At 70.1% G+C, this 10,540-nt stretch carries 12 protein-coding genes; 10 read left to right on the plus strand and 2 right to left on the minus strand.

The features are described from left to right. Window positions 1–428: DUF1622 domain-containing protein (locus XM48_RS00795; protein WP_369699844.1), on the plus strand; the 428-nt coding region annotated here is incomplete at its 5' end. Between the two features lies 1 nt (window position 429). Here XM48_RS00795 and trpB read toward each other — a convergent pair. Continuing rightward, window positions 430–1,659 (minus strand): tryptophan synthase subunit beta, encoded by a 1,230-nt coding sequence (gene trpB, locus XM48_RS00800; RefSeq protein ID WP_046453873.1) that lies wholly within the window; start codon window positions 1,657–1,659, stop codon window positions 430–432. 249 nt (window positions 1,660–1,908) lie between these two features. Here trpB and XM48_RS00805 point away from each other — a divergent pair, with 249 nt between their 5' ends. From XM48_RS00805 to XM48_RS00845, 9 genes are all read left to right on the plus strand, one after another. Continuing rightward, complete coding sequence (locus XM48_RS00805) at window positions 1,909–2,832, plus strand: methionyl-tRNA formyltransferase (protein ID WP_046453874.1); 924 nt, start codon at window positions 1,909–1,911, stop codon at window positions 2,830–2,832. Beyond that, the gene (locus XM48_RS00810) at window positions 2,829–4,415 is read left to right on the plus strand and encodes an RsmB/NOP family class I SAM-dependent RNA methyltransferase (protein ID WP_084820837.1); all 1,587 of its coding nucleotides are present in this window, start codon (window positions 2,829–2,831) and stop codon (window positions 4,413–4,415) included. The genes XM48_RS00805 and XM48_RS00810 overlap by 4 nt, the downstream gene beginning before the upstream one ends. A 272-nt stretch (window positions 4,416–4,687) precedes the next feature. Further along, window positions 4,688–4,921 (plus strand): hypothetical protein, encoded by a 234-nt coding sequence (locus XM48_RS00815; RefSeq protein ID WP_046453876.1) that lies wholly within the window; start codon window positions 4,688–4,690, stop codon window positions 4,919–4,921. Window positions 4,922–4,999: 78 nt separating this feature from the next. After that, window positions 5,000–5,665: a hypothetical protein gene (locus XM48_RS00820; RefSeq protein WP_156174882.1), complete on the plus strand. Its 666-nt coding sequence runs from the start codon at window positions 5,000–5,002 to the stop codon at window positions 5,663–5,665. Beyond that, entirely contained in the window at window positions 5,655–6,119 is a 465-nt protein-coding gene (locus XM48_RS00825; RefSeq protein WP_156174883.1) for a DUF4870 domain-containing protein, read from the plus strand. The genes XM48_RS00820 and XM48_RS00825 overlap by 11 nt, the downstream gene beginning before the upstream one ends. A gap of 125 nt (window positions 6,120–6,244) precedes the next feature. Continuing rightward, on the plus strand, window positions 6,245–6,787 hold the full coding sequence (locus XM48_RS00830; RefSeq protein ID WP_046453879.1) for a hypothetical protein: 543 nt from the start codon (window positions 6,245–6,247) through the stop codon (window positions 6,785–6,787). A gap of 130 nt (window positions 6,788–6,917) precedes the next feature. After that, window positions 6,918–7,361, plus strand: a complete 444-nt coding sequence (locus XM48_RS18125) for a DUF6389 family protein (RefSeq protein ID WP_046453880.1) — start codon at window positions 6,918–6,920, stop codon at window positions 7,359–7,361. Window positions 7,362–7,477: 116 nt separating this feature from the next. Beyond that, window positions 7,478–7,912, plus strand: coding sequence for a hypothetical protein (locus XM48_RS00840; protein WP_046453881.1), 435 nt, complete (start codon window positions 7,478–7,480; stop codon window positions 7,910–7,912). Window positions 7,913–8,117: 205 nt separating this feature from the next. Beyond that, window positions 8,118–9,278, plus strand: a complete 1,161-nt coding sequence (locus XM48_RS00845; protein ID WP_336653454.1) for an MFS transporter — start codon at window positions 8,118–8,120, stop codon at window positions 9,276–9,278. A gap of 15 nt (window positions 9,279–9,293) precedes the next feature. Here XM48_RS00845 and XM48_RS00850 read toward each other — a convergent pair whose 3' ends face one another. After that, window positions 9,294–10,316: a hypothetical protein gene (locus XM48_RS00850; RefSeq protein ID WP_052961208.1), complete on the minus strand. Its 1,023-nt coding sequence runs from the start codon at window positions 10,314–10,316 to the stop codon at window positions 9,294–9,296. Window positions 10,317–10,540 lie beyond the last annotated feature (224 nt).

A 10,540-nucleotide genomic window follows, 5' to 3' on the forward strand; every position in this document is an offset into this window, starting at 1 on the left:
CGGGCTACGCTGAGGCCATGAGCATCGAAGCCTGGTTCGGGGGAGTCGTCACCGTCGTCGAGGTGCTCGGCGTGGTCGCCATGATCGCCGGCTTCGCGATCGCGCTGGTACTGTCCGCGCGAGCGCTGTTCGGCGGTCGGGGAGGCCGCGCCGCGTTCCAGACGCTGCGCACGTCGATCGGCGGCTCGATCCTGCTCGGCCTCGAGATCTTCGTCGCGGCGGACATCATCCGCACCATCTCGACGCCGTCGCTCGAGGACGCGGCGGTGCTCGGCCTGATCGTGCTGATCCGCACCGTGCTCAGCATGTCGATCCAGATCGAGATCGACGGGGTCGCGCCCTGGAGGCGCGCGGCGCTCACGAGCGGTGCCGAGGTGCTGGCCGCGGAGGTCGCGCGGGGCCGGCAGCCGGCCGACCCCGCGTCGTAGTTCACGCCTGCGCGAGCCGTTCCGCGACGAAGTCCACGTCCTTGTCGCCGCGACCCGAGAGGTTCGCGATGATGATCGCGTCGGGGCCGAGCCCAGGGGCGAGCTTCACGACGTGCGCCAGGGCGTGCGACGACTCGAGCGCGGGGATGATCCCCTCGGTGCGGGTCAGCAGCTGGAACGCGTCGAGCGCCTCGGCGTCGGTCACGGTCACGTACTCGCCGCGCCCGAGCTGCTCGAGGTGGGCGTGCTGCGGTCCGACGCCCGGGTAGTCGATGCCGGAGCCGATCGAGTGCACGGGCGCCGGCTCGCCGTTCTCGTCGAGCAGCACCTTCGTGTGCATGCCGTGCAGGTCGCCGACGACGCCGAGGGTCATGGTCGCCGCGTGCCGGTCGGTGTCGAGGCCCTCGCCGGCGGGCTCGACGCCGATGACCCGCACCGATTCGTCGGTGAGGAACGCGTCGAACAGCCCCATGGCGTTCGAGCCGCCGCCGACGCAGGCGACGAGCGCGTCGGGCAGGCGTCCCTCGGCTTCCAGGATCTGGGCACGTGCCTCGCGGCCGACGACCGACTGGAAGTCGCGCACCATCGACGGGAACGGGTGCGGGCCGACGACGGAGCCGATGGCGAAGAGGTACTCGTCGGGGGACGCGGCGTAGACCTCGAACGCCGAGTCCACGGCCTCCTTCAGCGAGCGACCGCCGCGCTCCACCGGCGCTACCTTGGCGCCGAGCAGCTCCATGCGGACCACGTTGGGGTGCTGCTTGGCAACGTCGATGGCGCCCATGTGGATCTCGCACTCGAGGCCGACGAGCGCGGCGGCCGTCGCGAGCGCGACGCCGTGCTGACCGGCCCCCGTCTCGGCGATCACCTTGGTCTTGCCCATCCGCTTCGCGAGCAGCGCCTCACCGAGCGTGTGGTTGATCTTGTGCGCACCCGTGTGGTTGAGGTCCTCGCGCTTCAGGTAGACCTTCGCGCCGCCGAGCCGGTTCGTCAGGTTCTCGGCGAAGTACAGCAGCGAGGGCCGACCGACGTACTTCGCGAGCAGCGACTGGTACTGCCGCTGGAACTCGGGATCCTGCCGGGCGGCCTCGTAGGCCTCGGCGACCTCGGCCATGGGGCCCGCGAGGAACGGGGGCAGGATCGCGCCGCCGAACTCGCCGAAGTAGCCGGAACCGTCGGCGCGGTACGGGGAGGGCGAGGCGTCGGGGGAAGTCGTGGTGGGGTGTGTCATTGGAGAGGTCCTTTGCGTCATTGCGCCACTCGAGAGACGAAAAAACACCGCCTACGAGAGACGGTGTCGGAAGTGCATGCAGATGCGCGAGATCGAGACCGCCTAGGCGGTCCACCACTGATTCGCGATATGCATGGGGCGATCGTAGAGCACTCCGAGGCTGTCGGGCAAGCCCGAGCGGCCGGGGCGAGCGCCCGCGCGCGGGCTCGTGCGCGGGCTCGCCGCCCACCGGGGTGCGAGAATGGGGGGATGCGCATCCTCTTCGCCGGAACTCCTGAGTTCGCCGTGCCCAGTCTTCGAGCGGTCGTCGCCGCAGGGCACGAGGTCGTCGGCGTGATCACCCGGGAGGACGCGCCCCTAGGGCGCAAGCGTGTGCTGACCCCCTCGCCCGTGGCGCTCGCCGCCGAGGAGCTCGGCCTGCCCGTGCTGAAGGCCAACCGATTGGGGGCGGAGGCCACCGAGTGGGCCGCATCGCTCGAGGCGGATCTCGGCGTGATCGTCGCCTACGGCGGACTGGTGCGCGAACCGCTGCTCTCGCTGCCCGCGCAGGGATGGATCAACCTCCACTTCTCGGAGCTGCCCCGCTGGCGCGGCGCGGCGCCGGTGCAGCGCGCGCTCGAAGCGGGGGAGCAGAACCTCGGGGTGACCGTGTTCCGCCTGGTCGAGGCGCTCGACGCCGGCGACGTGCTGACCCGTGATGCGCGCGAGTTCCCCGCGGGCACTCCCGCAGGCGCCGCGCTCACCGATCTTGCCGAGTTCGGCACCGGCGCGCTCGTCGCGGCGATCGCCGGCCTCGCCGACGGATCCCTCAGCGGCGAACCGCAGGCGGGCGAGGCGAGCTACGCGCACAAGCTCGGCCGCGAGGACGGCCGCCTCGACCTCTCGCGCCCCACTCGGGAGGTCCTCGCCAAGTGGGCGGGCATGACCCCCGAGCCGGGCGCCTACGCCCACTACGACGGGCAGCCGCTGAAGCTGCACGAGGTGCGCCGAGCCGCCGACGACGCGGCTGCGGGAGCCGACGGCTTCGGTGCCGTCGAACTCCTCGACGGACGTGCGATCCTGCGCCTCGCCGACGGATCCCTCGAACTCGTGCGCGTGCAGCCCGCGGGCAAGGCCGCGATGGACGGTGCCGCCTGGTTGCGCGGCCGCGGGGGATCGGCGGTGCTCGCATGAGCGCGGAGCACGCGAACCAGGGCGGCCGCGGCAGCCGCGGGAACCGCGGAGGCCAGCACCGGAACGCCGGACGCCCGAACGGAGGCGGTGGCGGTGGCGGACGGGGCCGCGGGAACCCCGGAGGCGATCGCGGACGATCCGGCCCGCGGGAGCATCGGCCCGCCGGCCGGGTGTCGGCCGCCCGCCTCGCCGCCTACGACGTGCTCCGCGACGTCGACGAGCGGGAGGCCTACGCCAACCTGGCCCTGCCCGCCCGCATCCGCGAGGCCGGCCTGAACCCCCGCGACGCGGCGTTCGTCACCGAGCTCGTCTCGGGAACCCTGCGCGGTCGCGGCCGCTACGACCGCATCATCGAGATCGCCTCCTCGCGCGAGATGGATCGCATCGACCCGCGCACCCGCAACGTGCTCCGCCTCGGCGCCCACCAGCTGCTCGCGATGCGCACCGCCGACCACGCCGCCCTCAACGAGAGCGTCGAACTGCAGCGCCTGGTCGCGAACGCCGCCGGCGCCGGATTCGTCAACGGGGTCCTGCGCACCATCAGCCGATCCACCGACGCCGAATGGAACGACCGGATCGAGGCCGAAGCTCCTTCCGCCGACGCCGCGCTCGCCGCGCGCACCTCCCACCCGGGCTGGATCCTGCGCGCGCTGCGCGATGCGCTCGCCGCAGAGGGGCGCGCCGACGAACTGGACGATCTGCTCGCCGCCGACAACCGTGCGCCGCGGGTCAGCCTCGCGCTGCTTCCGGGATCGGGTATCGACGTCGACACCGCGGAGGCGCTCGGCGGCGAGGCCGGGATCGCGGTCGCGGGTCCGTCTCCCCTCGGCCTCGAACTCGCCGGCGGGGATCCCGGGCGCGCGATCGACGGCCTCGACCTCCCCGAGGGCACGCTCCGCGTGCAGGATCAGGGTTCGCAGCTCGCGGCGCTGGCGCTGCTGCGCGCGAGCGAGATCCGTGCGGGGGAGCAGTGGCTGGATCTGTGCGCGGGGCCGGGCGGCAAGACCGCGGTGCTCGCGGCCGAGGCCGAACTGATGGGCGCCGAGCTGCGCGCCAACGAGGTGGCCGAGCACCGTGCCGAGCTCGTGCGCCGGGCGGTCGTGGCCTCCTCGGACGCGGTTCGCGTGGTGTCGCACGACGGCCGGGAGCCCGAGGCGTTCGGCGACGGCGGACCCGCGAACGGCGGCACCCGCCGCTACGACCGGATCCTGGTCGACGCGCCCTGCTCCGGGCTCGGCGCGCTGCGTCGACGCCCCGAGGCGCGCTGGCGGAAGGCGCCGAGCGACCTGCCCGAGCTGACCCGCCTCCAGGCCGAGCTGCTCGACGCCGCGGCGGATCACCTCGCGAAGGACGGCCTGCTCGCGTACGTGACCTGCTCGCCCCACCTCGCCGAGACCCGGGTCGTGCTCGACCGGCTGCTGTCGAAGCGTCCCGAACTGGAGGAGCTCGACACGAAGGCGGTGCTGAACCGCATCGCGCGCGAACCCCTGGATCTCGCGGGCGACGCGCTGAGCGCGCAGCTCTGGCCGCACCGCAACGGCACCGACGCGATGTTCATCGCGCTGCTGCGCCGGCGGGCCTGAGGGCGACGAGCGGCGGCGCCCGGGAATCGCATAAGTAGTATCTCAGATCCGAACTTGAGTTCTGATAGCTATTCCAGTATGGTCACTATGAATCGAGCGCATGGGGGATGCGCGGGGGACGATTTTGCCCGCCCGTACATTTCTCACCTTCTGGAGTCGCGTTGCTGCTGCGCCGTGTTGGTTCTCTCTGCTCGTGTTCCTCGCGTCGGAACACCACTGGCTTCGGCAGACTCGCCCCCGTTGCGTCTGAGCCGAAGGATGACCGGCGCTGAATGGACGTCTATCCTTTCGTCTTCGGTTGTATTTCCATCGTTGCGGGGATACTGACTTTCAAGTTCAGGGTACGCATTGCCAAGGTCGAGGCCTGGTTTCATCGAGAGGCTCCGGGCGGCGGCGGTGAGAAGGTCTCGAGGTATGCGACTGTCAGGAGCGTTGTGGTGACTGCGCTGTTCGCCGTCGCACTGGGCGCTTGGTCGGTTGTGCGCGCCTTTGGCCTCGTCGGATGAGCGCGCATCGTCCGGATCCGGGAGATCAGGGCCGGTCCCCGAACGTACTCTTCATTCCGCTCCGGGATAAGGAGTGGGATGGCTGAGCAAGTCCCGCGGATTGAGCCGCGCGCATGGAAACGACCCACGTATGTCGGCATGTTCGTCCTTGGGCTGTTGATCCTGCCCGGAATGATCGGCTCCGTGCGTCGCATGATCGAGGACGGCGCGGTCAAGAACCTCGGCGACATCCTCTGGGTGGTGCTTCCACCGCTCGTCCTGCTCTTCGAGCCGGCGCGTTCCTGGGCGAACGACGTCCGTGCCTCACGACACATCGGCGGGAGTCACCGAGTCGAACGCCCAGGGCTGACGCGTCACGTCCGTCTGGGAACTCGTGGAGCGCATGACCTGAGCAAGTTCTGCGGTCGACCGGTGTTCACCGATGGAGAAACGCGAGGCATCGTCACCGTGTCGGCGGAAGGCCTCGCGATCTGGAACTGCCGGACCCGCGAGATCGAGTGCAATCTCGCCTGGGACTCGATCGGATCCGTTCAGCCCGCGCGAGTCGGCACTGCCATCTGGAAGAGCTCCGGCATTCGCCTGAGCCCGATCCCGGGCGGCAGCGCTGAGGCCGGCAGCGGGATCGGACTGGAGCTGCGCTCGAAAGCGCTGTTCGGCGCATTCGGCGCGGGAGCACAGGCATCCGCTCGGTTCGCCACTGAACTCGATGCGCTCCGTAAGGAAAGGAGTATGAGTGATGAATGAACATGGCAACCCGGGGCAGGAATCCGGTCAGGCCTATTGGGCGGCGGGCCTCTCGCTGTTGATGCCGTATCTCGGGGGAATTCTGCAGCTGGTGCTCCCGGCGATCCTGCTACAACAGGCGCGTTCGAATCCCTCACGCCTGGTCCGCGAGAACGCGCGGTGGGCGGCGAACTGGAACCTCACTTGTTTTGTTCTCTTCCACTCGCTCTCCGTTGCGAGTATGTGGCTCGGGGTCATCACGTTCGTGTTCCTCATCGATGAGCTGTTCACCTGGGCGATCATCTTGATGTGCCTGGCATGTCTCATCGCCGTCGTGCACCTCGTGGTGACGGCGATCGGGATCGTTGTCGCCGGCAGACGGATCTTCCGGCCGGTGATGGCGATCCCGTTCTTCCGCGAGACGGAACCTGAGCGGGAGGAGTTCGTGACCGTGAGTGGAGAGCCGGTGCCGTGATGAGCTCGGGCGAAGGCGGATCGAGCCCCGCCGAAGCTCCCCGTCTGCGAGGCCGGCGTGGCCCTTCTCGCGCATACTTCTGGCTCCTCCTTCCCGTTGCGTTAGCTGGCCTGCTCAAAATGGTCATGCACATCGCAGAGCGTTTTGCGGAGTCCCCGGAGGGCGGAGCCGACGCCTTGCTCACGGTCATGGTCGTCGTCGGGGGCTGCGCCGCACTCATGGGAATCATCGGGGCAATACTGGAACTCGTCGCATACTCACGAGCGCGCAACGCCTCGGGGGTGCGGCACCTGGTCCCGATGCAGCTCACGGTGAACAGCTATCAGCAGGCCTTCGACCTCGTCGGAGATGCCGTGTTCCTGCCGGCGAAGCATCAGGGGGTCCTGCTGGCGCTGCGCGAAGACCGCATCGAGATCTACGCGGGGCTGAGCGAGTACTCGGGACCGCGCATGGTGCTGTCGTACGCCGGCATCACCGGAATCGAGTGGAGACGGGTCAGGATCTACGCGGGCGATGTTCCCGGCATCGCGTTCGAGAGCGCGGGATCGGTCTTCGAGCTGGGCTTCGTGCGGACGGTCGTGTTCCGTCCGCTGGAGATCTCGAAAGGCCCGGCCGAGCAGAGATACCGCGAGATCGAGTCCGCGATCCTTGGCCGCACCGCGGTTTGACGCGGTAGAGCCTCGCCGAGATGACCCGAGTGCGGGTTTTGGAGGCTCATAACCCGCACTCGGGTCATCTCGGCGACCTCCGATGCGTGCACCCCTGACCGGACGCGAGAAGTCCCCATACGCTGGAGGCATGGACGCACAGGACTACGTCGACGCACTGCGGCCGCTGCTCGCCGCGCGCACGGAAGACGCGGCCGAGCGGCTCGAACGCTTCCGCCGCGCCGCCGAGGAAGCGGGACCGGGCATCGACGGCGTCCTGATCGATGTGTTCGTCGACCAGGACGCCGAAGGCCCGTTCGATGTCTGGGCCCGGTTCGAGGGCAGCGGAGCGTTCGTCCTCGACCGTCGCTTCGACGACGACCGGCACCTCTTCGGCGTCGAGTGGGGCGAGGACGGCTGGGAGCCGGACGTGCCGCCGCGCCCGCGCGGGTGGACGCGCGACGATCTCGAACGGGCCGTGCTCGACGCCGTCGCCGAGTGGCTCTCGCCGCTCCTCCCGCCGGGGTCGCCCGGATCGCCCGGGTCGCCCGACGGATTCTGGCGGATCGGCCTCCCCGACGGGGCGGACGCGTGACGGCCGCGCAGCACGGACGGCTCTCGTTCCGGAGTTCGACGCCGACGCGGATCGAACGCTCGTCTCCCGACTGCGCGACGGTGGACCGGCGGCGCGAACCCTGTCAGGATGACGTCATGGGTGTCATCAACACGTACTTCATCGCGAGCGACGATGCTGCGGCCGCATCGGTGGTCGAAACGGGACCCGACGCGGCGCACGGGCCCGTGCTCGACGCGGTGGACCCGACCGTGCAGGCGGGCACGCTGCAGGAGCTCCTCACCGGCGAACCGTACGACACCATCACCGGCGAACGATCCTGGGCGCGCCTGGTGAGCGAGCCGGACCACGACTCCGCGTGGGTCGTCTCGCTGCCGGGCACCTTCACCGAGGCGCTCGCGGGCGCCAGCGATGAACGCCTGGCCGAGGTCGTGGACCCCTGGTCCGAGACCGAGGAGTTCTGGGGCGCGGGCGATCCGCAGTACCTCCTGCCGATGCTCCGCGACTGGCGGGCGCTCGCCCGCACCGCGCGGGAGCGCGGCGCGGGGCTGTACTGCTGGAACTCCCTGTAGCTCCGGGGATCCTCAGATTCTGGGGGTCCTGCGTACTGTGGATCCATGCGCACGTTCCTGCACCTGCTGGTGAACACCGCGGTGGCGAACCTCACCTCCAACTTCCTCTGGTTCGCCCTGGTGTTCTGGGTGTACGTCGAGACGCAGAGCATCCTCGTGAACGGCCTGCTCGGCGGCGCGTACATGCTCATCATCGGCGTGCTCGATGTACTTCGGCAGCCTCGTCGACCGCTACCGCAAGCTCTTCGTCATGCGTCTCTCGGGCTGGGCCTCGCTGGGCGCGTTCCTCATCGTCTGCGCCATGTTCTTCAGCATCCCGCGCGCGACCCTGCTCGATTTCGGCGCCCCGTGGTTCTGGGTGTTCTCGACGATCCTGCTGGCAGGATGCGTGGTCGAGGTGCTCCGCAATCTCGCCCTCTCGACCACGGTCACGCTGCTCGTCGCCCCCGAACGGCACGCGAACGCGAACGGCCTGGTCGGGACCGTGCAGGGGCTCGCATTCATCGCCACGAGCGTGTTCAGCGGTCTCTCCGTCGGGTTCCTCGGCATGGGTCCGACCATCCTCATCGCGACGGCGTGCACCGCGATCCCGCTGCTGCACCTGCACCTGCTGCGCGTCTCGGAGCCCGCGATCCAGCGGGATCCCGAACGGCGGGCGGTCGACTTCGGCGGCGGATTCCGAGCGGTGCGCGCGGTGCCGGGACTGTTGGCGCTGATCATCTTCACGACCTTCAACAACCTCGCGAGCGGGGTGTTCATGGCGCTGCTCGACCCCTACGGGCTCACGCTCTTCAGCGTCGAGACCTGGGGGATCCTGTTCGGGCTCGCTTCGACCGGCTTCCTCGTCGGCGGCGCGCTGGTCGCTGCGCGCGGCCTCGGTGCGAACCCCATCCGCACGATGCTGATCCTCGTAGCGGTGAGCGGCGTGCTCGGCGCGGTGTTCACGATCCGCGACGCGCCCTGGCTGTTCGTGCTCGGGCTCTGGCTGTTCGGGATCCTGATGCCCGCGATCGAGGCCGCCGAGCAGACGGTGATCCAGCGCGTCGTCCCGTTCGCCTCCCAGGGGCGCGCATTCGGGTTCGCGATGACCTTCGAAGCGGGCACCGCGCCGATCACCTCCTTCGCGATCGCCCCGGTCGCCGCGCTGTGGATCGTCCCCGCGCTCGAGACGCCGCAGGGGCAGGCTGACTGGAGCTGGCTCCTCGGCACCGGGGACGCGCGGGGGATCGCCCTCATCTTCGTGGCGACCGGGCTCGTCACGGTCCTGCTGGCGGGCGGTGCCGCGCTGACCCGGTCCTATCGACGGCTCTCCCGCAGCTACGCCGAGGCGCCCGCGGTCGGGCCGGTCGTCGCCGAAGGGGCGTGATCCGAAACGGATCGACTAGGCGGCGTCGGGCTCGGTCCAGTCGAGCTGCACCGGCCCGGGAGCCAGGTAGGCGCTCGGCCGGAGCGAGGAAACCGGATCGCGCAGGTGCCCGTCGCGGACCGTGCCGTCCGCAGTGCTGCGGATGCTCAGCTCGATGTTCGCGCTGAACTCCGCGGGGAGCACGATCTTGCCGGTCAGACGCCCGTCGACGCGCTCGAGATCCGGCGGATGCGCCGTGAGCACGGCCTCGAACCCCTGCGACAGGGAGCGGGTCAGCTCGCCCTCGAATGCGTAACCGTCGGGGAGATCCTCCTCCGGCACGTCCATGCCGCAGTTGGTGGTCGGGGTACCCGCGGCGAGGCAGTCGTCGAGCTCGGATCGGAGCGCCTCGGTGAACCGCCTGGTGCCCGCCTCGGTGAGCTGCGGGGTCGCCTCGATCCGCGAGAGGACCTCGGCGTCCGAGAGCCGGATCACGATCGTGCGCTCATCATCGGGCAGCGAGAAGTCGCTCGTCTCGAACCCGAGCTCGTAGGCGCCGGGCATCAGAGCCGGGGTCGCTCCGCCGATCGGCTCGCCGTTGAGCGTCGTCGGGAACCCCGCGAGCACCTGCCCCTCGGGGAATACGGTGCCGCCCTCGGTGATGAACCAGCCGTCGCCGGTGCGCTCCACCTGCATGGCCGTCGACACCGTTTCGCCGCCCATCGTGTACCGGACCGAGACGCTTCCCGAGTCACCCTCCTGCACGGTGGTGTCCGCCTCGACATCGTCGATCCTGCTCTCGGGATGCTCGGACGGATCGAGCGGAGGATGCTCGAAGACTCCGGGATCCGGGGAGCTGAGCAGCTCGGCGGCACGGACGGTGTCGCCGTCTCGGAGCGCCTCCAGGTACTCCTGCACCGCGCCTTCGGGCGTGTCCGCCCCGATGGCGGTGTACGAATCATCGGCGCCGGGATCCCCGTCGTCGTTCGTCAGGCTGCCGATCAGCGACATCGCGCCGATGACGAGGACGCCGATACCGACCCAGCCCACGATCTTCATCGGGTTCGCCGTCGCTGCGGGTTTCGGCCCGCCTTCGGGGGGCCGCGCCCGAGCGGGCGCGGGTCCGTGCGTTGCGGTCGCCGAGGGTGCCGATACCGGGGTCGCCGCCACCGGAGCGGGCAGCACCGAGGGTGCGGTCGGCACCGGGGGCGCGGTCAGGGCAGGCGGTGCCGTTGACGGAGGAACCGGGGCCGCGGCCGCGGGGGGCTGCACCGGCGGGGCGG

This window comes from Leucobacter sp. Ag1 (assembly GCF_000980875.1).
In the GTDB taxonomy this organism is placed as follows: Bacteria; Actinomycetota; Actinomycetes; order Actinomycetales; family Microbacteriaceae; genus Leucobacter; species Leucobacter iarius.